The sequence below is a fragment of the Streptomyces sp. NPDC005303 genome (genome assembly GCF_040607335.1).
GTDB lineage: Bacteria > Actinomycetota > Actinomycetes > Streptomycetales > Streptomycetaceae > Streptomyces.
In genome coordinates this window covers 21,855-46,134 of the sequence record NZ_JBEXGM010000043.1, presented here as the reverse complement: position 1 = coordinate 46,134, position 24,280 = coordinate 21,855, and the positions used below count along the sequence as shown (strand labels likewise).

20 protein-coding genes and 1 riboswitch are annotated in these 24,280 nt (G+C 71.5%); of the genes, 7 read left to right on the top strand and 13 right to left on the bottom strand.

The window, feature by feature from the left end:
* Positions 1 to 4: 4 nt before the first annotated feature.
* Positions 5 to 658 carry a response regulator transcription factor gene (locus ABZT93_RS36435; RefSeq protein WP_010983842.1) on the bottom strand — a complete coding sequence of 218 codons (654 nt, stop codon included), beginning with the start codon at positions 656 to 658 and terminating at the stop codon, positions 5 to 7.
* Positions 659 to 1,073: 415 nt separating this feature from the next.
* Between ABZT93_RS36435 and ABZT93_RS36430 the strand changes: the two genes are divergently transcribed.
* Entirely contained in the window at positions 1,074 to 1,238 is a 165-nt protein-coding gene (locus ABZT93_RS36430; protein WP_356112753.1) for a hypothetical protein, read from the top strand.
* Between the two features lie 111 nt (positions 1,239 to 1,349).
* On the opposite strand, the gene ABZT93_RS36425 is transcribed toward ABZT93_RS36430, so the two are convergent.
* Both ABZT93_RS36425 and ABZT93_RS36420 read right to left on the bottom strand, forming a co-directional pair.
* Positions 1,350 to 2,165, bottom strand: a complete 816-nt coding sequence (locus ABZT93_RS36425; RefSeq protein WP_356112751.1) for an inositol monophosphatase family protein — start codon at positions 2,163 to 2,165, stop codon at positions 1,350 to 1,352.
* An 8-nt stretch (positions 2,166 to 2,173) separates the two neighbouring features.
* A complete protein-coding gene (locus tag ABZT93_RS36420) occupies positions 2,174 to 3,301 on the bottom strand; it encodes a ferrochelatase (protein WP_356112749.1) in 1,128 nt (375 codons plus the stop codon).
* Between the two features lie 169 nt (positions 3,302 to 3,470).
* Here ABZT93_RS36420 and ABZT93_RS36415 point away from each other — a divergent pair, with 169 nt between their 5' ends.
* The 3 genes from ABZT93_RS36415 (at position 3,471) to sepH (ending at position 7,454) form a co-directional block, all read left to right on the top strand.
* On the top strand, positions 3,471 to 4,709 hold the full coding sequence (locus tag ABZT93_RS36415; RefSeq protein WP_356112747.1) for an MFS transporter: 1,239 nt from the start codon (positions 3,471 to 3,473) through the stop codon (positions 4,707 to 4,709).
* Positions 4,669 to 5,988, top strand: coding sequence for a D-arabinono-1,4-lactone oxidase (locus ABZT93_RS36410; protein WP_356112745.1), 1,320 nt, complete (start codon positions 4,669 to 4,671; stop codon positions 5,986 to 5,988). The genes ABZT93_RS36415 and ABZT93_RS36410 overlap by 41 nt, the downstream gene beginning before the upstream one ends.
* Positions 5,989 to 6,419: 431 nt before the next feature.
* A complete protein-coding gene (gene sepH / locus ABZT93_RS36405) occupies positions 6,420 to 7,454 on the top strand; it encodes a septation protein SepH (RefSeq protein ID WP_356112743.1) in 1,035 nt (344 codons plus the stop codon).
* A 66-nt stretch (positions 7,455 to 7,520) separates the two neighbouring features.
* Here the strand turns inward: sepH and ABZT93_RS36400 are convergent, their stop codons facing one another.
* On the bottom strand, positions 7,521 to 8,378 hold the full coding sequence (locus ABZT93_RS36400) for a sulfurtransferase (protein ID WP_356112741.1): 858 nt from the start codon (positions 8,376 to 8,378) through the stop codon (positions 7,521 to 7,523).
* A gap of 297 nt (positions 8,379 to 8,675) precedes the next feature.
* Here ABZT93_RS36400 and ABZT93_RS36395 point away from each other — a divergent pair, with 297 nt between their 5' ends.
* Positions 8,676 to 9,467, top strand: coding sequence for a VOC family protein (locus ABZT93_RS36395; RefSeq protein WP_356112739.1), 792 nt, complete (start codon positions 8,676 to 8,678; stop codon positions 9,465 to 9,467).
* An 18-nt stretch (positions 9,468 to 9,485) separates the two neighbouring features.
* On the opposite strand, the gene ABZT93_RS36390 is transcribed toward ABZT93_RS36395, so the two are convergent.
* Genes ABZT93_RS36390 through ABZT93_RS36375 form a run of 4 tightly spaced genes read right to left on the bottom strand, consistent with a single transcriptional unit; the run spans position 9,486 to position 14,924 of the window.
* A complete protein-coding gene (locus tag ABZT93_RS36390) occupies positions 9,486 to 10,145 on the bottom strand; it encodes a thymidine kinase (protein WP_356112737.1) in 660 nt (219 codons plus the stop codon).
* A gap of 49 nt (positions 10,146 to 10,194) precedes the next feature.
* Positions 10,195 to 11,448 carry a nucleotide pyrophosphatase/phosphodiesterase family protein gene (locus ABZT93_RS36385; protein ID WP_356112736.1) on the bottom strand — a complete coding sequence of 418 codons (1,254 nt, stop codon included), beginning with the start codon at positions 11,446 to 11,448 and terminating at the stop codon, positions 10,195 to 10,197.
* Positions 11,448 to 12,044 carry a DUF5998 family protein gene (locus ABZT93_RS36380; protein ID WP_356112734.1) on the bottom strand — a complete coding sequence of 199 codons (597 nt, stop codon included), beginning with the start codon at positions 12,042 to 12,044 and terminating at the stop codon, positions 11,448 to 11,450. The genes ABZT93_RS36385 and ABZT93_RS36380 overlap by 1 nt, the downstream gene beginning before the upstream one ends.
* Positions 12,045 to 12,086: 42 nt before the next feature.
* Positions 12,087 to 14,924 (bottom strand): GNAT family N-acetyltransferase, encoded by a 2,838-nt coding sequence (locus tag ABZT93_RS36375; RefSeq protein ID WP_356112732.1) that lies wholly within the window; start codon positions 14,922 to 14,924, stop codon positions 12,087 to 12,089.
* Positions 14,925 to 15,121: 197 nt separating this feature from the next.
* Between ABZT93_RS36375 and ABZT93_RS36370 the strand changes: the two genes are divergently transcribed.
* Positions 15,122 to 15,403, top strand: a complete 282-nt coding sequence (locus tag ABZT93_RS36370; RefSeq protein ID WP_020139189.1) for an HPr family phosphocarrier protein — start codon at positions 15,122 to 15,124, stop codon at positions 15,401 to 15,403.
* A 127-nt stretch (positions 15,404 to 15,530) separates the two neighbouring features.
* On the opposite strand, the gene ABZT93_RS36365 is transcribed toward ABZT93_RS36370, so the two are convergent.
* The 4 genes from ABZT93_RS36365 to ABZT93_RS36350 form a co-directional block, all read right to left on the bottom strand.
* Positions 15,531 to 16,226: a GntR family transcriptional regulator gene (locus tag ABZT93_RS36365; RefSeq protein WP_356112729.1), complete on the bottom strand. Its 696-nt coding sequence runs from the start codon at positions 16,224 to 16,226 to the stop codon at positions 15,531 to 15,533.
* Positions 16,227 to 16,414: 188 nt separating this feature from the next.
* On the bottom strand, positions 16,415 to 17,176 hold the full coding sequence (locus ABZT93_RS36360) for a M23 family metallopeptidase (RefSeq protein ID WP_356112727.1): 762 nt from the start codon (positions 17,174 to 17,176) through the stop codon (positions 16,415 to 16,417).
* 13 nt (positions 17,177 to 17,189) lie between these two features.
* A riboswitch (cyclic di-AMP (ydaO/yuaA leader) is annotated at positions 17,190 to 17,354 on the bottom strand.
* Between the two features lie 212 nt (positions 17,355 to 17,566).
* On the bottom strand, positions 17,567 to 18,955 hold the full coding sequence (locus tag ABZT93_RS36355) for a pitrilysin family protein (protein ID WP_356112725.1): 1,389 nt from the start codon (positions 18,953 to 18,955) through the stop codon (positions 17,567 to 17,569).
* The gene (locus ABZT93_RS36350; RefSeq protein ID WP_356112724.1) at positions 18,952 to 20,352 is read right to left on the bottom strand and encodes a pitrilysin family protein; all 1,401 of its coding nucleotides are present in this window, start codon (positions 20,350 to 20,352) and stop codon (positions 18,952 to 18,954) included. Before ABZT93_RS36350 ends, ABZT93_RS36355 begins: the two co-directional genes overlap by 4 nt.
* Before the next feature lie 320 nt (positions 20,353 to 20,672).
* Here ABZT93_RS36350 and ABZT93_RS36345 point away from each other — a divergent pair, with 320 nt between their 5' ends.
* A complete protein-coding gene (locus ABZT93_RS36345) occupies positions 20,673 to 23,126 on the top strand; it encodes a DNA topoisomerase IV subunit A (RefSeq protein ID WP_356112722.1) in 2,454 nt (817 codons plus the stop codon).
* On the opposite strand, the gene ABZT93_RS36340 is transcribed toward ABZT93_RS36345, so the two are convergent.
* Positions 23,123 to 24,205: a CobW family GTP-binding protein gene (locus ABZT93_RS36340; protein ID WP_356112720.1), complete on the bottom strand. Its 1,083-nt coding sequence runs from the start codon at positions 24,203 to 24,205 to the stop codon at positions 23,123 to 23,125. The genes ABZT93_RS36345 and ABZT93_RS36340 overlap by 4 nt on opposite strands.
* Between the last annotated feature and the right edge of the window lie 75 nt (positions 24,206 to 24,280).

The window sequence follows — 24,280 nt, the reverse complement described above, 5'->3', positions numbered from 1 at the left end:
GGTATCAGATCCGGTAGCCCGAGCCGGGGACCGTGACGATCACCGGGGGTTCGCCCAGCTTGCGGCGCAGGGTCATGACGGTCACCCGCACAACGTTGGTGAAGGGGTCGGTGTTCTCGTCCCAGGCCTTCTCCAGGAGCTGCTCCGCGGAGACGACGGCGCCCTCGGAGCGCAACAGCACCTCCAGGACGGCGAACTCCTTGGGGGCGAGCTGGACTTCCTTGCCGTCGCGGAACACCTCGCGGCGGTTGGGGTCGAGCTTGATCCCGGCGCGCTCCAGGACCGGCGGCAACGGCACGCTGGTGCGTCGGCCGAGGGCACGCACGCGTGCCGTCAGCTCGCTGAACGCGAAGGGCTTGGGCAGATAGTCGTCGGCGCCGATCTCCAGGCCCTCGACGCGGTCGCTGACGTCACCGGAGGCCGTGAGCATCAGCACGCGCGTGGGCATGCCGAGTTCGACGATCTTGCGGCAGACGTCGTCACCGTGGACCAGGGGGAGGTCACGGTCGAGGACTACCACGTCGTAGTCGTTGACGCCGATGCGTTCCAGGGCGGCCGCACCGTCGTACACGACGTCGACGGCCATGGCCTCCCGGCGCAGTCCGGTGGCCACCGCATCGGCGAGCAGCTGCTCGTCCTCGACGACGAGTACGCGCACGTCGCTTGTCCTTCCTGTGTCCACCCGCGTAGCGCGTTTCGGGCACGCGGCGGGCAGGGGTCCGGGTGAGTGTTGGCCTCCATCCTGCCCTTTTCGGCCATAAGTCGGCTGTAAGGCGGGTGAGGGGCAACTGAAAGACGGGTGTGAGAGCGGGAATGCGGGATTTTCTCGCGCGGTTGAGGTTTCCGTCGAAGGGAGCGGGGGGAGGACGGCTTTACACCCCGCGATCACGCTCTGCATGTGCCGTACCACCATGCGGCACGGCTCTGTCCGCTTCCGCAGAGCGGGCGTGGGTGTCCGGCACCGTCGCCGCCCGGCCTGGGCAGCGCTGGGCACCTGCAGGAGACGTGATCGCCCCTTCCGAACGGCACACCCCCGTGCCATCGACCCACGACCCAGGACGAGGGGGCGCAGCATGGACGCATTCACCGCAGGACTTCTGCAGCGGATAAGGGCGACCGAGACCGACCTGACGCGGGCCCGCGACGAGGGCGACGACTTCCTCGTCGAGGTGGAGCAGGGCGAGCTCGACGACCTGCGCCGCCTCGCGGCCGAACACGGTGTGGAGGTCAGCGTCTAGCGTCTGATCGGCTTCGCGGCACGACAGCGGGCCCCCGGCGAATCCAGCGCCGGGGGCCCGCTGCGTCGGTGTACGGGCCTGTTCACGTCGTGTTCGCCCGGAGTCCGCCTGTCAGTCGTGCCAGGCGCCGAAGTCCTCCAGGAGCTGCTGGAGCGGCTCGAAGACTCCCGGAGTGCCGGCCACGGTGAGGGCGGGGTTCGGGCGCTCTCCGGGGCGCCCGCCGGTCAAGGCGCCCGCCTCTCGGGCGATGAGGTCGCCCGCCCCGTAGTCCCAGGCGTTCAGCCCGCGCTCGTAGTAGCCGTCCAGGCGGCCCGCGGCCAGGTCGCACAGGTCGACCGCCGCCGAGCCGCCGCGGCGGATGTCGCGCAGGAGGGGGATCATCTTCCGGGCCACCTCGGCCTGATGGGTGCGGACCTCGGTCACGTAGTTGAAGCCCGTCGACACCAGGGCCTGCTCCAGGGGCGGCGCCGGGCGGCAGGCCAGCCTGCGCTCGCCCTCCCACGCACCCGTGGCCCAGGCGCCCTCACCGCGGACCGCGTGGTACGTCTCGCCGCGCATCGGCGCCGCGACGACCCCGACGACGGTCTCGCCGTCCTGCTCGGCCGCGATGGAGACGGACCAGGTCGGCAGGCCGTAGAGGTAGTTGACCGTGCCGTCGAGCGGGTCGATGACCCAGCGGATCCCGCTGGTGCCCTCCGTGGCGGCACCCTCCTCACCGAGGAAGCCGTCGCCCGGGCGGTGCCCGGAGATCAGGTCGGTGATCAGCTTCTCCGCCGCGATGTCCATCTCGGTCACCACGTCGATGGGGCTGGACTTGGTCCTGGCGACCGCGAGGTCGGCCGGGCGGCCGTCGCGCAGCAGGGTGCCGGCGCGGCGGGCGGCCTCCTGAGCCAGCCGAAGCAGTTCCGCGTGCAGGGGGTCGGTCACGGGGCTCCTCACGCGTAGGGACTGTCGACGCCCGCGGCGGCGGGCTTGGCGGCACGGGCCGGGCAGCAGCCGACCGGGCAGACGTTGTGGTCGGCCCCGAGCGCGCCGAGGGCGCAGGGCGTGACCTCCTGTCCGCGCTCGACGGCGGCGCGCTCAAGGACCAGGTCGCGGATCGCGGCGGCGAACCGCGGGTCGTCGCCGACGGTCGCCGAGCGGCGCATCGGCAGGCCCAGTTCCTCCGCCTTGGCCTTCGCCTCCGTGTCGAGGTCGTAGAGGACCTCCATGTGGTCGGAGACGAAACCGATGGGGGCGATCACCACGGCCGGGACGCCGGACTCGTGGCGCTCCTCCAGGTGGTCGCAGATGTCGGGCTCCAGCCACGGGATGTGCGGGGCGCCGGAGCGCGACTGGTACACGAGCTGCCAGGGGTGGTCGACGCCGGTGCGCTCCCGGACGGCGTCCGCGATCAGCCGGGCGACCTCCAGGTGCTGCGCGACGTACGCCCCGCCCTCGCCGTGACCCTCGACCGGCCCGGAGGTGTCCGCGGACGCGGTCGGGATCGAGTGGGTCGAGAAGGCGATGTGGGCGCCGTCGCGGACGTCCTCGGGGAGCTCGGCGAGGGACTCGATCACCCCGTCGATCATGGGCTCCAGGAAGCCGGGGTGGTTGAAGTAGTGCCGCAGCTTGTCGATCTTCGGCAGCTCCAGGCCCTCGGACTCCAGAGCTGCCAGCGATTCGGCGAGGTTCTCGCGGTACTGGCGGCAGCCCGAGTAGGAGGCGTAGGCGCTGGTGGCGAGGACCAGGACGCGGCGGTGGCCGTCGGCGACCATCTCGCGCAGGGTGTCCGTGAGGTAGGGCGCCCAGTTGCGGTTGCCCCAGTGGATGGGCAGGTCCAGGCCGTGGTCCGCGAAGTCCTTGCGCAGGGCGTCCAGCAGGGCACGGTTCTGGTCGTTGATGGGGCTGACCCCGCCGAACCGGAAGTAGTGCTGACCGACTTCCTTCAGGCGTTCCTTGGGGATGCCACGCCCACGTGTCACGTTCTCCAGGAACGGGACAACGTCGTCCGGGCCCTCGGGGCCTCCGAACGAGAGCAGGAGCAGGGCGTCGTAGGGGGTGGCGTCGAGCGCGTCTCGCATGGGGCGATCCTGTCATCCGGTACTGACAGGCGGGAAACGGCGGGGTGGCCGGCCGGGGTTCCCGGGCGTCCCGCGGGGTGCGTCGGAACCCCGCACCCGTAAGCTGTATGAGTCGCATTCGCGCCTTACCGCCACCCGAGCCGCTGCTCACCGGCCGACCGGAGACCCTGTGCCCAGCCCTTACCGCGCCCTGTTCGCCGCCCCCGGCTCCAAGGGGTTCTCCGCCGCGGGCTTCGTCGGCCGGATGCCGCTGTCGATGATGGGCATCGGCGTGGTCACGATGATCTCCCAGCTCACTGGCAGGTACGGCCTCGCGGGCTCGCTGTCGGCCACCATCGCGTTGGCCGCCGCGGCGATCGGCCCGCAGGTCTCCCGGCTGGTGGACCTGCACGGCCAGCGGCGAGTGCTGCGCCCGGCGACCCTTCTCGCACTGGTGGCGTCCGCCGGGATGCTGCTCGCCGCGCACTTCGGCTGGCCGGACTGGGTGCTGTTCGTGTGCGCCGTCGGCATCGGCTCGGTGCCGAGCCTCGGCGCGATGATCCGCGCGCGGTGGGCGGCCCTGTACCGCGGCACCCCGCAGCTGCACACCGCGTACTCCTTCGAGTCGGTGATCGACGAGGTCTGCTTCATCTTCGGTCCGATCATCTCCATCGGCTTGTCCACGGCCTGGTTCCCGGAGGCGGGTCCGCTGCTCGCCGCCTGCTTCCTGGCGGTCGGCGTGTTCTGGCTGACCGCGCAGCGGGCCACCGAGCCGGCCCCGCACCCGCGCGGGCAGGACGGCGGCCGTACGGCACTGCGCGCGCCGGGCCTGCAGGTCCTGGTGGCCACCTTCGTGGCGACCGGGGCGATCTTCGGGGCGGTGGACGTGGTCACCGTGGCCTTCGCCGACGAGCAGGGCCACAAGGCCGCCGCCAGCCTCGTGCTCGCCCTCTACGCGGCGGGCTCCTGCGTCGCGGGCCTCGTGTTCGGACTGTTGCACTTCGGGGGGCGGCCCGAACCTCGCTGGCTGCTGGGCATATGCGCCATGGCCGTGAGTATGATCCCCCTCCTACTGGTCGGAAACTTGCCGTTTCTGGCCGTGGCGCTGTTCGTAGCGGGCCTGTCCATCGCTCCCACGATGATCACGACCATGTCCCTGATCGAGCAGCACGTACCACGCGCGCAACTGACCGAGGGAATGACCTGGATCAGTACCGGGCTCGCGGTCGGGGTCGCGCTCGGCTCCTCCGTGGCCGGCTGGGTGATCGACGCGGCCGGTGCGCGTGCCGGGTACGGGGTTCCGGCGGTGTCCGGGGCCGTCGCGGTCGCGGTCGGTTTCCTGGGGTACCGCCGGCTCAAGAGGCCGGCTCCACGTCGGGGAGGCAGCGTTGAGCACGGCAGCGAGCGCGAAGAACGGCACGTGGCGTAACTGGGGCGGCAATGTTTCCGCGCGCCCCGCGCGGGAGGTCACGCCCGCCTCGGTCGACGAGCTGGCGGCTGCCGTACGCAAGGCCGCCGAGGACGGTCTCAAGGTGAAGGCCGTCGGCACCGGGCACTCCTTCACGTCGATCGCCGCGACCGACGGTGTGTTGATCCGCCCTCAACTGTTGACCGGCATCCGCGACATCGACCGGGACGCCATGACCGTCACGGTGGAGGCCGGTACGCCGCTCAAGAGGCTCAACATGGCTCTCGCGCGTGAGGGCCTGTCGCTCACCAACATGGGCGACATCATGGAACAGACGGTCTCGGGAGCCACCAGCACGGGAACCCACGGCACGGGCCGCGACTCGGCCTCGATAGCCGCCCAGATCAAGGGCCTCGAACTGGTCACGGCCGACGGCTCGGTGCTCTCCTGCTCCGAGAAGGAGAACCCCGAGGTCTTCGCGGCCGCCCGGATCGGCCTGGGCGCGCTCGGCATCGTCACCGCGATCACCTTCGCCGTCGAGCCGATCTTCCTGCTCACGGCCCGCGAGGAGCCCATGAGCTTCGACAAGGTCACCAGTGCCTTCGACGAACTCTGGGCCGAGAACGAACACTTCGAGTTCTACTGGTTCCCGCACACCGGGAGCACCAACACCAAGCGCAACAACCGCAGCGCGGGCCCGGAGAAGCCGGTGCCGCAACTCCAGGGCTGGTTCGAGGACGAGTTCCTCTCCAACGGCGTCTTCCAGGTGGCGCAGTGGGTGGGCCGCGCGGCACCGGGCACGATCCCCTCGATCGCGCGGATCTCCAGCAAGGCGCTGTCCGCGCGGACGTACACCGACATCCCGTACAAGGTCTTCACATCGCCGCGCCGGGTGCGGTTCGTGGAGATGGAGTACGCCGTCCCGCGCGAGGCCGTCGTCGAGACGCTGCGCGAACTGAGGACGGCTCTCGAGCGTTCCGGGCTGAGGGTCAGCTTCCCCGTGGAGGTGCGCACCGCGCCCGCGGACGACATCACGCTGTCCACCGCCTCGGGCCGTGACAGCGCGTACATCGCCGTCCACATGGTCAAGGGGACGCCGTACCAGGCGTACTTCACGGCCGCGGAGCGGATCTTCACCGCGCACGAGGGGCGCCCGCACTGGGGGAAGGTGCACACCCGTGACGCCGAGTACTTCGACGGCGTCTACCCGCGCTTCGGCGAGTTCACCGCGCTCCGGGACCGACTCGATCCCGACCGCCGGTTCCAGAACGACTACTTGCGGCGGGTGTTGGGGGCATAACAGCTCGGTCGCCGGACATACGCACGAAGCCGATAGCTCCGTTTCTGGTGGTTCCGTGAACTACGCCACGCCCAAGATCCCGAAACCCGCTCAACGAACGACCGGAGAGCGCTTCTTGAACGAAGTTGAGTGGCGCGCCAATCCACGCACGTGGCCCAAATGGAGTACTGTTGCGAGCCCTGGGTCCGGTCTCCCGCCAGGGCGTCCGTGGCCTTCAAGGGCGGCCGGGAGGGGGCTAGTTGCACAGGGTGACGGAGTTGGTCACTTAGCGTTGCGAATAAGTAACCGTGCCATAACGGCGATCCAGGGCCCAGGCCCGACACGCCGGGCAACTCGGCAAGGTTGTGGCAGGCTGCACCCGGGCAGGCCACACTCGACTAGCGGAAGCAGCGACGCACGTGACGTCGGCAGGCACCACCCGGGAGGTCCCCATGCCCGAACTGCGTGTCGTGGCCGTCTCCAATGACGGCACACGGCTGGTGCTGAAGGCTGCCGACTCAACGGAGTACACGCTTCCGATCGACGAGCGGCTACGCGCAGCGGTGCGCGGCGACCGTCCGCGCCTCGGCCAGATCGAGATCGAGGTCGAAAGCCATCTCCGTCCCCGCGACATCCAGGCGCGTATACGCGCTGGTGCCACCGCGGAAGAGGTAGCCCAGCTCGCAGGCATCCCCGTAGACCGTGTACGGCGCTTCGAGGGCCCCGTGCTCGCCGAGCGCGCCTTCATGGCCGAACGAGCCCGCAAGACCCCGGTCCGCCGGCCCGGCGAGAACGCCGGACCGCAGCTCGGCGAGGCCGTGCAGGAGCGGCTGTTGCTGCGCGGCGCCGAGAAGGACACCGTCCAGTGGGACTCGTGGCGTCGTGACGACGGCACCTGGGAGGTCCTGCTGGTCTACTGCGTCGCGGGCGAACCGCACTCGGCGAGCTGGACCTACGACCCGCCCAGGCGGCTCGTCCAGGCCGTCGACGAGGAGGCCCGCTCGCTGATCGGCGAGTCCGAGGACCTCGGCGCGCCGGAGCCCAGTTTCCCGTTCGTGCCGCGGATCGCACGGCTGCCGCGCGACCGTCCGCTGGACCGCGCCCTCGACCGGCCGAGCCTGCCCCCGGCCGAGCCCGTCGAGGAGTCCGTGGGTGAACGGGACTCGCTGACCAGCCTGTTGGAGGCCGTACCGAGTTTCCGGGGCGACATGGTCGTACCGGAGCGGCCCTCCGAGACGGCGAGCATCGAGGAACCGCCCGCCCTGGAGGAGGAGCCCGAGGTGGAGGAGCCGCCCGCTCCTGCGGCCTCGGCCGGTTCCGCCTACGCGGACGTCCTCATGCCGCGTTCGGTGGCCAGCCACCGCGACCGCCTCATCGGCGCGACCGACCGCCAGGCCGAGGCCGACGGCGTCCGTCCGGGCCGCAGAGCGGCGGTCCCGAGCTGGGACGAGATCGTGTTCGGCACGCGGCGGAAGAAGCAGGAGTAGTCAGTCGTACGAGGATCAGGGCCGCGCTCGTCGAGTGCGGCCCTTTCCCGTCGTACGGCCCGGGGGCTACTGGGGATCCGGGCCCACGGCGACCGGTCGCTCCGGGTCCGAGGACCACTCCGACCAGGAACCGACGTACAGCGCGGCCGGGATGCCCGCGACCGCCAGGGCCAGGACCTCGTGGGCGCCGGAGACACCGGAGCCGCAGTAGACGCCGACCTCGGTGTCCTCGGTGGCGCCGAGGGCCTTGAAGCGGGCGTTCAGCTCCTCCGCCGGCAGGAAGCGGCCCTCCGGGCCGACGTTGTCCGTGGTGGGCGCGGAGCGGGCGCCCGGGATGTGGCCGCCCACGCGGTCGATCGGCTCCACCTCACCGCGGTACCGCTCCCCCGCGCGCGCGTCCAGCAGCACACCCGCGCGGGCCAGCGCGGCGGCCGCGTCGGCGTCGAGCAGGCCGGCCGCCGCGGGCATCGGCTCGAAGTCGCCCTCGGCGAGGGCGGGACCCGGCAGAGACGACTGCAGCGGTCCCTGCCAGGACGTCAATCCGCCGTCGAGGACTCTCACGTCCGGGTGACCTGTCCAGCGCAGCAGCCACCACGCGCGGGCGGCTGCCCAGCCCTGCCCGCCGTCGTACACGACCACCGGCCGCCCCGAGGAGACACCCGCCCGGCGCATCGCGGCGCCGAACTCCGCGAGGTCGGGCAGCGGGTGCCGCCCACCGGTGCCGACGGGACCGGCCAACTCCCGGTCCAGGTCTACGTAGACCGCGCCCGGGAGGTGCCCGGCCGCGTACTCGGCCCGGCCGTCGAAGGGCGGCTCGCCGGCCGCCTTGGCCACGCTCAGCTGCCAGCGGACGTCGAGCAGGACGGGCGGGTTCGGGCCCGCCAGGTCGCTCGCGAGTTCGGATGCGGAGATGATGGCGTTCATGGCCACCATCCTCGCGCACGGGGTGGCCGTGTCGTCCATGTCCGGCTACTCTGCTCCGCCGGACAGGCCCGGTCACCAGGCGTACGGGAACGGGCACATGCTGTACAGCCGATCGACATCCGTCGGCCATCGCGTGGCAAGGGTCGGGCAGCCGCGCCGCAGGCACCCTCCCGGCATGGGAGGCCTCGCGGCGGCGCGCCCGGAGCGCGCGGCGCCGTGGCCGGTGCGAGCATCGGCACGGAGGTCCGGACAGCGGACACGACACGGCCACCGCGAGGGGCCGAGGAGAGAGTGACGATGACCGAGGCAAGGGGGGCGGCCGCCCCGCCCGCTCGGCACACGCCCGGTACGCCCTGCTGGGTGAGTCTGATGGTGCACGGGTTGACCGCGACCCAGGAGTTCTACGGGGCGCTGTTCGGCTGGGAGTTCGTGCCGGGCCCGCAGCAGCTCGGGCCCTATGTCCGGGCCCTGCTGGACGGCCAGGACGTCGCCGGGATCGGACAGCTGCCGCCCGACCGCCATCTTCCGGTCGCCTGGACGCCCTACTTCGCCTCCGAGGACATCGACCTGACGGCCGAGTCGGTCCGGCTGTGCGGCGGCACGGTGGGCGTGGGCCCGCTGGACGCCGGGGACGCCGGACGGCTGGTGATCGGCTCGGACCCGTCCGGCGCCGTCTTCGGGGTGTGGCAGGCGGCGGCGCATCTGGGGACCTCCGTCGCGGGCGTACCGGGCACTCCGGCCTGGCACGAGCTGCTCACCTTCGAGACGGTGGGCGTCACCAAGTTCTACGAGACGGTGTTCGGCCAGGAGGGAGAGCCGGTGGTCTCCGCCGGCTTCGACTACGTCACGCTCCACGCCGCGGGCCGCCCCGTGGCCGGCCTCCACGGTGTCGGGCACGGCCTCCCCCGCGACCGGGGGCCGCACTGGATGACGTACTTCGAGGTGGCCGACGCGACCGCCGCCACCCGCCTCCTCACCGACCTGGGCGGTCATGTGCTGCGCCCGCCGCACGACAGCCCGCACGGTCGCGTGGCCACGGTGGCGGATCCGGAGGGGGCGCGGTTCTCGCTGATCGAGAACCCCCACTGAGGCCCTGACGGCCTCGGGTCAGAAGTGCTCCCCGGCCGACGGGACCGGCAGGACGTCCGGGGACAGCGCGGCCGCACGGGCGGTTCCCGCGGTCATACGGCGACGGTGGTGCCGACGGCACAGGACCTCGTAGCCGATGTCGTCGGCCTGGTTGACGTCTCCGACGACCACCTGGGCGCCCTCGACGACCATCTCGCCGTTGACCGTACGGGCGTTGTGCGTGGCCCGGGCGCCGCACCAGCACAGGGCCTCGACCTGGAGGACCTCGACCCGGTCGGCGAGCTCCACCAGGCGCTGGGAGCCGGGGAACAGCTTGGAGCGGAAGTCGGTGGTGATGCCGAAGGCGTAGACGTCGAGGTCCAGGTCGTCGACCACACGGGCCAGTTGGTCGATCTGCTCCGGCACGAGGAACTGCGCCTCGTCCGCGATCACGTAGTCCGCACGCCCGCCGCGGGAGAGGTGGTCGACGAGGTAGGCGTACAGGTCCTGGCCGTCCTCGACCTCGACCGCGTCCGTCACCAGACCGAGCCGCGAGGACAGCTTGCCCTCCCCGGCCCGGTCGTCCCGCGTGAAGATCATGCCCGTCAGGCCACGCGCCGAACGGTTGTGCTCGATCTGGAGAGCCAGCGTGGACTTCCCGCAGTCCATGGTTCCGGAGAAGAACACCAGCTCGGGCATGGGAGGTCGAGCACCTTTCGGTTCTGTGGGCGAGGGGGCCGGGTCGGCTTCAGGAGCGTACTTCGAGCAGCGGGACGAGCTGCTCGGCGGGGGTCATCGAACCGTGGTTGCCGACCATCGCCGACTCCTTCGGCTCCCGCTCGGTCGCGATGAGGAGGACGTCGTCGCGGGCGGCGGCGACCACGTCGCCGATCCGGTCGTACACCCGCTCCTCGAACTGGTCCGGCGGCCCGAACCAGCCCGCAGCGACGGCCTCGTCCCGGGAGGCGACCCAGAACTGCTCGCCGAGGACCTCGCGCCAGCAGGTCAGCACGTCGCCCGCGGCGCCGGGCACCGCGTAGACGTGGCGGGCCCGGCCCTCGCCGCCCAACAGGGCGACTCCGGCGCGCAGTTCCCAGTCCTCGTCGAAGTCGATGCGGTGCTGCTCGTCGAAGGGGATGTCAAGCATGCCGTGGTCGGCGGTGACGTACAGCGCGCTGTTCGGGGGCAGTTGCTCGGCCAGGCGCTGGACGAGGCGGTCGACGTACATCAGCTGGCCGCGCCAGGTGTCGGAGTCGACGCCGAAGCGGTGTCCCGCGCCGTCGACCTCGGCGTAGTAGGTGTAGACCAACGAGCGGTCACCGGCGGCGAGTTGCTCGGCCGCGAGGTCCACGCGCTCCTCGCCGGACAGCCGGCCGTGGAACGTGCCGCCGCTGAGCGCGACCTTGGTGAGCGGGGTGTTCTGGAAGGTGGGCGAGGAGACCTGGGCGGCGTGCACCCCGGCCTGGTCCGCGAGCTGGAAGACCGTCGGGTACGGCTGCCAGGCCTGCGGCTTGGTCCACGGCTGCCAGCGCAGCTGGTTCATCAGCTCGCCGGTGGCCGGGTTGCGCACGGTGTAGCCGGGCAGGCCGTGGGCGCCGGGCGGGCGGCCGGTGCCGACGGAGGCGAGGGAGGTCGCGGTGGTCGCCGGGTAGCCGGTGGTCAGGGGGCGGCCGGTGCCGCCGCGCGAGCTGGCCAGCAGGGAGGTCATGAAGGGCGCCTCGTCCGGGTGCGCCTTCAGCTGCTCCCAGCCGAGGCCGTCGATCAGGAACACGCAGTTCCGGTCGGCGGGGGTGAGCTCCTGGATCGCGGCGGTGGTGCCCGGTACGGCCATGCCGGCGGCCAGGGTGGGCAGCAGGTCGGCGAGGGAGCCGGTGCCGTACTCGGGGACGGGTGCGGTGTCGAGGGCCAGGGGTTCCGGGTGGTCCCAGGCGGAGGCGGAATCAGGAGGGGTGGACGCGGAGCGTCCTCGATCATGGGCGGCGGGGGGAGACGGGTGGGCCATCAGCGGGTGACGTCCGCGGTCGCCTCGGAGATGGCCTGCGCGAAGGCGAGCGCCTGGCGCACGGTGTCCGGGCCGTCCCCCGCCTCGCTGACGCGCAGGCTGAGGTCGTCCGCGGTGGAGCTGCCGGTGTAGCCGTGGTCCGCCTCGCAGTTGGGGTCGCCGCAGGCGGCGGGCTCCAGGTCGATACGGGAGACGGCGCCCCAGCCGATGGTCAGCACGACCTCGCGGGGCAGGGTGCCCGGCTGGTACTGCTCCGGGTTCGCGACGACCCGGCTGACCACGACCGACGAGATCCGGCCGAGCTTCACGGACTCGGTGGAGGTGGTGGCGTAAGGCGTGGGGGACGTGCTGTCCGCGGCCTGCTCGTCGGTGTGGCTGACGATGAAGCGGTTCTCGGTGAGGACGAGCACGGTCACATGCCGCCGCACCTCGTTCTGGTCGAACGTCGTCTCCTGGTGGACCAGGTACGACCGGATGGGCTCGCCGCCCACAGCGGCCTCCACCGCCTCGGCCACGAGGGCCGGGTAGTAGCCGCTGCGCTCGATCGCCGCACGCAGCCCCTGGGTCGTCGTACTGGTCTTGGCCATGACGTCCATCCTACGGTGGACCACTGACTGCGAGGCACCGATCGCCGCCGCTCAGTACGCGGGAAGGGTCCGCGGGCCGAGGTCGTCGCGGGCGGGCGGCGGCGCGAGCCGTACGGAGGCGCCGAGCACGCTCAGGCCGCGTGGGGCGACGACGACCGGCTCCAGGGTGACCGCGACGACCTCGGGATGGTCGTCGACCAGCCGGGACACCCGCAGCAGGAGTTCCTCCAGTGCGGGTGTGTCGACCGGGGTGGAACCGCGCCAGCCGAAGAGGAGCGGCGCGGTCCGGATCGAGCGGACGAGGCTCGTCGCCTCCCGGTCGGTGACCGGAATCAGCCGGTGGGCGGTGTCGTCGAGCAGCTGTGAGGCGGCCCCGGCGAGCCCGAAGGACAGCACGGCGCCGGCGGCGGGGTCGATGACGGCCCGGATCACCGTGTCCACCCCGCGCGGGGCCATCCCCTGCACCACGGGCCGCAGTTCGTCCGGCGTGCCGAACAGCTCGGTCAGCTCCGAGTACGCCCGCCGCAGCTGCTCCTCGTCCGCGAGGTCGAGGCGTACGCCGCCGAGGTCGGCGCGGTGGCGCAGGTGCGGGGCGGTGGCCTTGAGGGCGACCGGGTAGCCGAGGGTGGCGGCGGCTCGGACGGCGGCGTCGGCGGTGGCGGCGGGCAGGGCGCGGTGGGCCTGGATGCCGTATGTGGCGAGCAGCTCGCAGGTCTCCTCGGTGCCGAGGGTGAGGCCCTGTCCGCGCGTGAGCAGTCCGTCGATCAGGGCGGCGGCGCCCTTCTGGTCGATGTTCTCGTACTCGGGCACCTTGCCGGGTTCGGCCGCCTCCCGGCGCCACTGGGCGTACTGCACGACATCGGCCAGGGCCCGCACCGCGCGCTCGGCGGCGGGGTAGGCGGGGATGAGGCGGTCGCTGTTCCCGGGGGCGGGCGGCTGCGCGGGGGCCTGCGTGGCGCGCAGCCGGTCCAGGGCGCGGAACGGGTGGTCGGCGCGGATCTTCGGCGGGCCCGCGGCGGCCTGGGGCGCGGTGCTGGTCGCCGCCGACAGGGCCTCCGCGAGGCCGCCGAGCTCGACATGGACCACCAGGACCGGCTTGCCGGGAACCTGCTCCGCCGCGGATCTGAGCGCCTCGGCGAGGGCGGCGTCGCCTGCGGATCCCTCGCCGACCGCCGGGATGGCCGTCACGATCACCGCGTCGTACGCGTCGTCGGCGAGCGCGCGCGCGAGGGCCTCGTGGAAGTCCTCCGGCGCGGCCGCGGTGGTCAGGTCCAGCGGGGTCGACGGCCGGAGTCCCTCGGCCACGCACGCGTCGTAGGTGAGCAGGCCGAGCGACTCGGAGTTGCCGAGGATCGCCACCCTCGGTCCGGTGGGCAGCGGCTGGCGGGCCAGCAGGAGGCCGGTGTCGACGAGTTCGGTGATGGTGTCCACGCGGATCACTCCGGCCTGCCGGAGCAGCGCGGACACCGTCGCATGCGGCAGGCGCGTGGCGCGGACGGCGTGGCCCTGCGGGGCGGTGCCCGACCCCTGCACGACGACCAGTGGCTTCGCCGCCGCCGTGCGCCGGGCGAGGCGGGTGAACTTGCGGGGGTTGCCGATGGACTCCAGGTACATGAGGACGACGTCGGTGTCCGGGTCGTCGTACCAGTACTGGAGGACGTCGTTGCCGGAGACGTCCGCGCGGTTGCCGGAGGAGACGAAGGTGGAGACGCCGGTCACGCCGGTGACGCCGCCGCCGCGCCGGTGCAGTCGGGAGAGCAGGGCGATGCCGATGGCACCGGACTGGGCGAACAGGCCGATCCGGCCGGGGCGGGGGGTCTCGGGGGCCAGCGAGGCGTTCAGCCGGACGTCCGGGGAGGTGTTGATGATCCCGAAGGCGTTGGGGCCGATGATCCGCATGCCGTACGCGCGTGCGTGCCGCACGAGTTCACGCTGGCGCTCGCGTCCTTCGGGGCCGCTCTCGGCGTACCCGGCGGAGAGCACGACGAGTCCCTGCACGCCGTGGGCCCCGCACTCGGCGACGACCTCGGGGACCTGCTCGGCCGGGACGGCGACGACCGCGAGGTCGACGGGGCCGTCGATGTCGCGCACCGAGCGGTGTGCGGGGACGCCGTCGAGCTCCTTCTGATCCTCGGGGAACGCCTTGTTCACGGCGTACAGGCGGCCGTTGAAGCCGTAGTCCCGGATGTTGCCGAGCACGCTGCGGCCCACACCGCCGGGGGTGCGCCCGACGCCGACGACGGCGACGGAGCCGGGGGTCAGCAGCCGCTGCACGGACCGTGACTCGGCGCGCTGTTCGCGCGCGTACTGCACGGCGAGCGAGCGGTCGGTGGGCTCCAGGTCGAACTCCAGGCGTACGACGCCGTCCTCGAAGCTGCGCTTCTGGGTGTACCCGGCGTCGGTGAAGACCTTGATCATCTTGACGTTGGCGGGCAGCACCTCGGCGGCGAAGCGCCGGATGCCGCGCTCGCGCGCGACGGCCCCGATGTGTTCGAGCAGGGCGGAGGCCACGCCGCGCCCCTGGTGGGCGTCCTGGACCAGGAAGGCGACCTCGGCCTCGTCGGCGGGGGCGGAGGCGGCCATGCCGTCGGCGCCGATGCGGTCGTAGCGTACGGTGGCGATGAACTCGCCGCCGACCGTGGCGGCGAGCCCCACCCGGTCCACAAAGTCGTGGTGCGTGAAGCGGTGGACGTCCTTGGCGGACAGGCGAGGGTAGGGCGCGAAGAAGCGGTAGTACTTCGACTCGTCCGAGACCTGCTCGTAGAAGCTGACCAGGCGATCGGCGTCGTCGACGGTGATGGGCCTGATGCGCGCGGTGCCGCCGTCGCGCAGCACTACGTCGGCCTCCCAGTGGGCGGGGTACTCGTGCCGGTCCGACGCGCTCTGCATGGGCCCCAGAGTACGGCTCGCGTACGACAACGGCGCGAGGCAGTCTGTGGAGAACGCGCGAGAACGCAAAGGACGGAAGTCGGGCCGAGGCCGCGGTCCGACGAGTCGCCCCGGGAGGGACTCCGGGTCCCCTCCGGAGACGCTTCACGTGTGGGAAACTGGTCTAGACAACCCTGAGAACCGAAGGGCAGCATCACATGGCTGAGCGCCGCGTCAACGTCGGCTGGGCCGAGGGCCTCCACGCCCGTCCCGCTTCCATCTTCGTCCGGGCCGCCACGGCCGCAGGTATCCCGGTGACGATCGCCAAGGCCGACGGCAACCCCGTCAACGCGGCCTCCATGCTGGCCGTTCTCGGCTTGGGCGCGCAGGGCGGCGAGGAGGTCGTCCTCGCCTCCGACGCCGAGGGCGCGGACGCGGCCCTCGACCGGCTCGCGAAGCTGGTCGCCGAGGGCCTCGAGGAGCTTCCCGAGACCGTCTGAGCAAAGGTGCCCTGAAAAGCATCGAGGGGCTCGTCCGAATTATCGGGCGGGCCCTTCGCATTTCCCTGGCGCGGGCAGCATGAATAGTCCCCCGCGAATTACCCCCTCTTTGTATACGGTGCCCGTGTTAATGCCGAGCTCCCGTCACGTTTACAGGATGTTGCGAGGTCCTCACACGGTCCGCGCGCTCCTTCCCGGTGACGGTCCGCAGCCGGTGCGCCGCGCCCGAGCGCTCGGTGTGCAGCGCCGTGATCGCCCGCGCGCGCTCGCCGTCGCCGCGCGCCACCGCGTCCACGATCGCGCCGTGCTCGACCCAGGACTCCACGGGGTCGGCCGGTGCGTCCACGACGTACATCCAGGCGATCTTGTGCCGCAGTTGGGTCAGCATGGAGGTCAGAGCGGGGCTGCCGGAGGCCTGCGCGAGCGTCTCGTGGAACCAGCCCCCCAGGGAGCGCAGATCGTCGCTGTTGCCCCGCCTGGCCCGCTCCTGACCGAGCCTGACCAGGCCGCGCAGTACCTTCAGATGGGCCTCGGTGCGCCGCTGGGCGGCCCGGGAGGCGCCGAGCGGTTCCAGGAGCATGCGCATCTCCAGGAGGTCGGCACCCTCCTGCTCGGTCGGTTCGGCCACGCACGCGCCCGCGTGCCGCCGCGTCACCACGAAGCCCTCGGCCTCCAGTGTGCGCAGGGCCTCGCGGACGGGGACACGGGAGACGCCGTAGCGGCGGGCGAGCAGTTCCTCGGTGAGCCGGCTCCCGCGCTCGTGGACACCTGCGACGATGTCGTCCCGGATCGCCGTGCATACCGAGTGCGCCGGAATACGCATGTCCGACCTCCGTCTTAATCCCCGTGAAACGTCGCCGATTGACGTGTGTTCAGTGACTCTATTGCAATGAGCGGGAATTTCCGACGGCGGGCCGGAATCCAGGGATATTTTTTGGACAACGGGGCGCTGGAAACGCCGAAACCCCGGCTCGGGGAGCCGGGGTCTCGCAATGGTCGCGCGCTGGGTCGTCAGACGTTCACGCCGTGCGAGCGCAGGTAGGCGACGGGGTCGATGTCCGAGCCGTACTCGGGGGTGGTGCGCGCCTCGAAGTGCAGGTGCGGCCCGGTGGCGTTGCCGGTCGCGCCGGACAGCCCGATCTGCTGGCCGGGGGTGACCGACTGGCCGACCGAGACGCCGATGGACGACAGGTGGCCGTACTGGGTGTACGTGCCGTCGGCCATCCTGATCACGATGTTGTCGCCGTACGACCCGCCCCAGCCGGCCTCGACGACGGTGCCGCGACCGACCGCGTGCACGGAGGTGCCGCTGGCGGCGTGGAAGTCGACACCGGTGTGACTGCCGGACGACCACAGGGAGCCGCCGCTCTTGTAGCCGGTGGAGATGTAGGAACCGGAGATCGGGGCGACGAAGGCGTTGAGACGCTTGCGCTCGGCCTCGCGGGCGGCGCGCTCCTTGGCCTCGCGTATCTCCTTGGCGCGCGCCTCGGCCTTGCGCTTGGCCTCCGCCGCCGCCTTCTTCTGCGCGGCGGCCTGCGCCTGGGCCTCTGCCTGGGCGTCGAGCTGGTCCGCGAGGGAGTCGCCGACGGTGACGACGGGCATGAGGCCGCTCTGTTCCACGGAGCTGACGGAGTTGTCGGCGGCGAACGCCGGGGCGGCGACGGCGCCGATGACGCCGGTGGTGGCGAGGGCCGCGACGCCGGCCGCGCGTGCGGTGGTGCGCTTCATACGGCTGGGACGACGGTGCTTCCCGGTGGCGCAGGTGAACGCCATGTGGTGGCTGGTCCTTTCCTTCCTTCTCGCCTACCGGGTTAGCTGACGGGTTCGGAGCAGGAAGGTCTCCTACGGACCCCCTCGCGATGCGCGGGCGTCCGATTCACCCCAGGGACATGTGGTGTGGGTCCCCGGCTCCCCTGGCTCGCGCCATGCGGGGACTCGGCGATGGCTGTCCGGTGCCGCGGGCGCGGCGCAGTGCCTGACGGACAGCCCAGAGGACGCTAAGCGGGCCCGCTTTCAATCCCCAAACCGATCAGGGCTTTTGTAGCGCATCCCACAGGGCAGACAGGCAACCTCCTGCCCAATTCGGACATCTGAGGGAGTTGGGTGTCGAAGGGGCCCTGGTGACGCTCCCGTCACCAGGGCCCCTTCGAGGCCAACTTGCCTCTACTCGGCCGTCACGACCTTGACTTCGCCGATGCCGAGGGCTTCGACGGGCTCCTTGATGGCGGCCGCGTCGCCGACCAGGATCGTCACCAGCCGGTCCACCGGGAAGGCGTTCACGACGGCGGCGGTGGCCTCCACGGTGCCGGTCGCGGCGAGTTGCTGGTACAGGGTCGCCTGGTAGTCGTCGGGCAGGTGCTGCTCGACCTGGTCGGCCAGCGTGCTCGCCACGGCCGCCGCGGTCTCGTACTTGAGCGGCGCCACACCGACGAGGTTCTGCACGGCGACATCGCGCTCGGCGTCGGTGAGTCCGCCCTCGGCGAGTGTGCGCAGCACCTTCCACAGGTCGTCCAGCGCGGGACCGGTGTTCGGGGTGTCGACCGAGCCGCTGATGGCGAGCATCGCGGCGCCGGAACCGTCCGGAGCGGACCTGAGGACCTGGCCGAACGACCGTACGCCGTAGGTGTAGCCCTTCTCCTCGCGCAGGACGCGGTCCAGGCGGGAGGTGAGGGTGCCGCCGAGGCAGTACGTGCCGAGCACCTGCGCGGGCCACACGCGTGCGTGCCTGTCGGCGCCGATACGGCCGATCAGCAGCTGCGTCTGGACGGCGCCGGGGCGGTCCACGATGACGACCCGGCCGGTGTCGTCGGCGGTCACCGGCGGCACGGGCCGCGGCTCGGCCGTGGAGCCCTTCCAGGAGCCGAGAGTGTCACGGAGCAGCGCGTCCAGATCGATGTCGGTGAGGTCGCCGACGACCACGGCGGTCGCGGTGGCGGGGCGCACATGCTTCTCGTAGAAGGCGCGTACGGCCGCGGAGTCGATGTTCTCGACCGTCTCCTCGGTGCCCTGGCGCGGACGCGACATGCGCGAGTCCGCCGGGAACAGCTCCCTGGAGAGCTCCTTGGCCGCGCGGCGGGACGGGTTGGCCAGCTCGTGCGGGATCTCGTCGAGGCGGTTGCGGACCAGCCGCTCGACCTCGCTGTCCGCGAACGCGGGCGCCCTGAGCGCGTCGGCCAGCAGACCGAGCGCCTTGGCGAGGCGGGAGGCGGGCACTTCGAGGCTGAGCCGGACGCCCGGGTGGTCGGCGTGCGCGTCGAGGGTGGCGCCGCAGCGCTCCAGCTCGGCGGCGAACTCCTCGGCGGAGTGCTTGTCGGTGCCCTCGGAGAACGCGCGCGCCATGATTGTGGCGACACCGTCCAGGCCGGCCGGCTCGGCGTCCAGGGGCGCGTCCAGGAGCACCTCGACGGCGACGACCTGCTGGCCGGGGCGGTGGCAGCGCAGGAGGGTCAGGCCGTTGTCGAGCGTCCCGCGCTCGGGGGCGGGGAAGGCCCAGACCTTGGGCTCGCCCGCCTGCGGCTGCGGGTGGAATTCCATCGCGGCGAGCTCGGTCACTTGGCCGCCTCCTCGTTCTCGTCGGTGGCTTCTACGGTCGCCGCGGCTTCCGGGTCCTCGGCGGCGTCCTCGGCGCTGTCGGCGATCTCGGCCGGGGTGAGCGGCTCGTAGACCAGCACCGCGCGGTTGTCGGGGCGCAGCTTGGCCTTGGCGACCTCCTGCACCTCCTCGGCGCTCACCTCCAGGACCCGCTGTACGGCGGTCAGGGCGAGCTGAGGGTCGCCGAACAGGACGGCGAAGCGGCACAGTTCGTCGGCGCGGCCCGCGACGGTGCCGAGCCGGTCCAGCCATTCGCGCTCCAACTGGGCCTGGGCGCGCTCCATTTCCTCGGCGGTCGGGCCCTCCTCGGCGAACCGGGCGAGTTCCTCGTCGATGGCGGCCTCGATGACCGGCACCTCGACGTCACCGGAGGTCTTCACGTCGAGCCAGCCCAGGGAGGGCGCACCGGCCAGCCGCAGCAGTCCGAAGCCGGCCGCGACGGCCGTACGGTCGCGCCGTACGAGCCGGTTGTAGAGGCGGGAGGACTCGCCGCCGCCGAGGACGGTGAGGGCGAGGTCGGCCGCGTCCGCCTCACGGGTGCCGTCGTGCGGCAGCCGGTAGGCGGCCATCAACGCGCGCGCGGGGACCTCCTCCTCGACGACCTCGCGCAACTGCTCACCGATGATCTCGGGCAGGGAGCCGTCGCGGGGCGCGGGCTTGCCGTCGTGCGAGGGGATGGAACCGAAGTACTTCTCGATCCAGGCGAGCGTCTGCTCCGGGTCGATGTCTCCGACGACCGACAGCACGGCGTTGTTCGGCGCGTAGTACGTCCGGAAGAACGCGCGCGCGTCCTCCAGCGTGGCCGCGTCCAGATCCGCCATCGAGCCGATCGGGGTGTGGTGGTAGGGGTGGCCCTCGGGGTAGGCGAGCGCGGTCAGCTTCTCGAACGCGGTGCCGTAGGGGACGTTGTCGTAGCGCTGCCTGCGCTCGTTCTTGACGACGTCACGCTGGTTCTCCATCGACTCCTCGTCGAGGGCGGCCAGCAGCGAGCCCATGCGGTCGGCCTCCAGCCAGAGGGCGAGCTCCAGCTGGTGGGTCGGCATGGTCTCGAAGTAGTTGGTGCGCTCGAAGCTGGTGGTGCCGTTGAGCGAGCCGCCCGCGCCCTGGACGAGCTCGAAGTGCCCGTTGCCCTTGACCTGTCCGGAGCCCTGGAACATCAAGTGCTCGAAAAGGTGAGCCAGGCCGGTACGCCCCTTGACCTCGTGGCGCGAACCGACGTCGTACCAGAGGCACACCGCCGCGACCGGGGTCAGGTGGTCCTCGGAGAGCACCACGCGCAGGCCGTTGGCCAGGCGGTGCTCGGTCGCTGTCAGGCCCCCGGTGCCTGCCTGGTCTGTGGCCGTGTGACCCATGGGCATGTACGTCCCTTCGATCGCGGTCGCGGTCGTCGAAACCGCGGTTTTCCTGCCGGTCCTGCCACTGTATGCAAGCGTGCGGACCCTCGGCGAAGTTCCCGGAGCGCGTACGCCCACAGCGGATCGCGTAGCCTGCGGGCAACCGTGAGGGAGAAGCCGTGCGGTCGCGGGCCCCGGCGGTCCGGCCGGGCCCTGGCCCGGACTGTCAGTGCCGCGGTCCACAATGGTCGCGTCAGATCCCGTTCACGCTTCAGCAAGAGTGAGCCAAAGGGCCGACGTGAGCGACCCGTAGGCGAGCGACCAGAAAAGAGGAGCCGGCAGCGATGGCCCGCCGCAGCACGAAGACCCCGCCGCCCGACGACTCGTACGAGGAGCGGATCCTCGACATCGACGTCGTGGACGAGATGAAGGGCTCGTACCTCGAGTACGCGTACTCGGTCATCTACTCCCGCGCGCTCCCCGACGCCCGCGACGGCCTCAAGCCGGTGCACCGACGCATCGTCTACCAGATGAACGAGATGGGCCTGCGCCCCGACCGCGGCTATGTGAAGTGCGCCCGCGTGGTCGGCGAGGTCATGGGTAAGTTGCACCCGCACGGCGACGCGTCGATCTACGACGCCCTGGTGCGCATGGCCCAGCCCTTCTCGATGCGCCTGCCGCTCGTCGACGGCCACGGCAACTTCGGCTCGCTGGGCAACGACGACCCGCCGGCCGCCATGCGGTACACCGAGTGCCGCGCCGCCGAGGCCGCGAGCCTGATGACGGAGTCCATCGACGAGGACACGGTCGACTTCGCCCCCAACTACGACGGCCAGGAGCAGGAGCCGGGCGCGCTGCCCGCCGCCTTCCCGAATCTCCTGGTGAACGGCGCCTCCGGCATCGCGGTCGGCATGGCCACCAACATGGCGCCGCACAACCTCACCGAGGTCATCGCGGCCGCCCGCCACCTGATCCGCTTCCCGAACGCGGATCTGGACGCCCTGATGAAGCACATCCCGGGCCCCGACCTGCCCACCGGCGGCCGGATCGTCGGTCTCTCCGGCATCCGGGACGCGTACGAGACGGGCCGCGGCACCTTCAAGATCCGCGCGACGGTGGCGGTGGAGACGGTGACGGCCCGCCGCAAGGGCCTGGTCGTCACCGAGCTGCCCTTCACGGTCGGCCCGGAGAAGGTGATCGCCAAGATCAAGGACCTGGTCGGTTCGAAGAAGCTCCAGGGCATCGCCGACGTCAAGGACCTCACCGACCGTGCCCACGGCCTGCGCCTGGTCATCGAGATCAAGAACGGCTTCGTGCCGGAGGCGGTCCTGGAGCAGCTCTACAAGCTGACGCCGATGGAGGAGTCCTTCGGTGTCAACAACGTGGCGCTGGTGGACGGTCAGCCCCTCACGCTCGGCCTCAAGGAACTCCTGGAGGTCTACCTCGACCACCGCTTCGAGGTCGTGCGCCGCCGCAGCGAGTTCCGGCGCACCAAGCGGCGCGACCGGCTGCACCTGGTCGAGGGCCTGCTCACCGCACTCGTCGACATCGACGAGGTCATCCGCATCATCCGCTCCAGCGACAACTCCGCGCAGGCGAAGGAGCGCCTGATCGAGCGCTTCTCGCTGAGCGAGATCCAGACGCAGTACATCCTGGACACGCCCCTGCGGCGCCTGACCAGGTTCGACCGCATCGAGCTGGAGTCGGAGAAGGACCGGCTCAACGCGGAGATCGCGGAGCTGACCCGGATCCTGGAGTCGGACGCCGAGCTGCGCAAGCTGGTCTCCGCCGAACTGGCCGCGGTCGCCAAGAAGTACGGCACCGAGCGGCGCACGGTCCTGCTGGAGGCCGGAGCGACGGCCCCCGTGGCTGCCGTACCGCTCCAGGTGGCGGACGACCCGTGCCGGGTGCTGCTGTCCTCGACGGGTCTCATGGCCCGTACGGCGAACGGCGAGCCGTTCCCGGAGGAGGCCGGTGGCAAGCGGGCCAAGCATGACGTGATCGTCTCCGCGGTGCCGGCCACCGCGCGGGGCGAGATCGGCGCGGTGACGTCGTCCGGCCGCCTCCTCCGCCTGAACGTGATCGACCTGCCGCAGCTCCCGGAGGGGACCGCGAACCTCGCGGGTGGCGCCCCGCTGGCGGAGTTCCTCTCCCTGGAGGACGACGAGACCCTGATCTGCCTCACCACGCTGGACGAGTCCTCGCCCGGTCTGGCGCTCGGCACCGAACAGGGTGTCGTCAAGCGCGTGGTCCCCGACTACCCGTCCAACAAGGACGAGTTGGAGGTCATCACCCTCAAGGAGGGCGACCGGATCGTCGGCGCGGTGGAACTGCGCACCGGCGACGAGGACCTGGTCTTCATCACCGACGATGCCCAACTCCTGCGCTACCAGGCTTCCCAGGTCCGTCCGCAGGGCCGTCCGGCGGGCGGTATGACCGGCATCAAGCTCACCGAGGGCGCGAAGGTCATCTCCTTCACCGCGGTGGACCCTGCGGTGGACGCGGTCGTCTTCACGGTCGCGGGCTCGCGCGGCACGCTCGACGACTCGGTCCAGACGACGGCCAAGCTGACCCCGTTCGACCAGTACCCGCGCAAGGGCCGCGCCACGGGCGGGGTCCGCTGCCAGCGGTTCCTGAAGGGCGAGGACTGCCTGTCCCTGGCCTGGGCGGGCGCCGTCCCGGCCCGCGCCGCGCAGAAGAACGGCACCCCGGTCGACCTCCCGGAGATCGACCCGCGCCGTGACGGCTCGGGCGTGTCGCTGGCGAAGACGGTGTCGGTGGTGGCGGGGCCGGTCTAGGCCGGTTCTTCGGGGTCCTCCTCGGCGCCCTGCACGTAACGCAGGACGCCCCACATGCCGGCCTCGTCGGCGTGCGGGGCGCCCTGCTGACCCGCCTTGCACGCCTCCAGCTCCTTGCCGAGCGCGGGAGCGTCGATGCCGGTGCCGATGAGGACGAGCTGGGTGAGGCGGGGCTCGCCGGGCGGCCAGGCCTCCGGGTAGAACCGCAGAAACCGCCCCACGGCATGTACGGCGTAACGGTTGCGGACGTCGTACGGCCCGAAGTCGACGTATCCCTTGATCCTGTAGATGCCCTCGGGGCGGCTGTCGAGGAAGCTCATGAGCCGCCGTGGGTCGAGGGGCGTGTCCGAGGTGAAGGACAGGCTGGCGTAGGCGGAGTGCAGATGCCTCGCGTGGTCGTGGTCGTCGTGGTCGTCGTGGCTGTGGTCGTGCAGGTCGTCGAAGGAGAGCTGCCCGACGCGCTCCTCGCTGGGCCTGCAGTCGAAGAGGAACTCGGGGTCGATGCGGCCGTAGGTGGCGGGGACGACGGCGGCACGGTCGACGAGTCGGTGGACCAGCCCGAGGACGCGCTCGGCGTCGGCCACCCGGTCGAGCTTGTTGACCACGACGAGGTCGGCGAGGGCGAGATGCCGGTCGAGCTCTGGGTGTCTGGCGCGTGTGTCGTCGAACTCGGCGGCGTCGACGACCTCGACGAGACCGCCGTAGACGATATGGGGCTGCTCGCTGGCCAGCACCATGCGGACGAGTTCCTGCGGCTCTGCGAGCCCGCTGGCCTCGATGACGATGACGTCGATGCCGGTGTCGGGGTGGGCGAGGCGCGCGAGATAGCCGTCGAGTTCACTGACGTCGACGGCGCAGCACAGGCAGCCGTTCCCGAGGGAGACGGTGGAGTCGCCGAGCGCGCCGGCGACGGCCATGGCGTCGATCTCGATGGCACCGAAGTCGTTGACGATGGCTCCGATACGGCTGCCGCCGCTGCGGTGGAGGAGATGATTGAGGAGCGTGGTCTTGCCGGAACCCAGGAATCCGGCGAGCACGACGACCGGGATCTGCCGGGGGCTCCCGCTCGGCTGACTCAACGTACGACCTCTTTCGCGCTGCTGCGTGCACCGGATCGCGGTCCCGGCGCACGTAGAAGGTTTGAGTGCCGAACC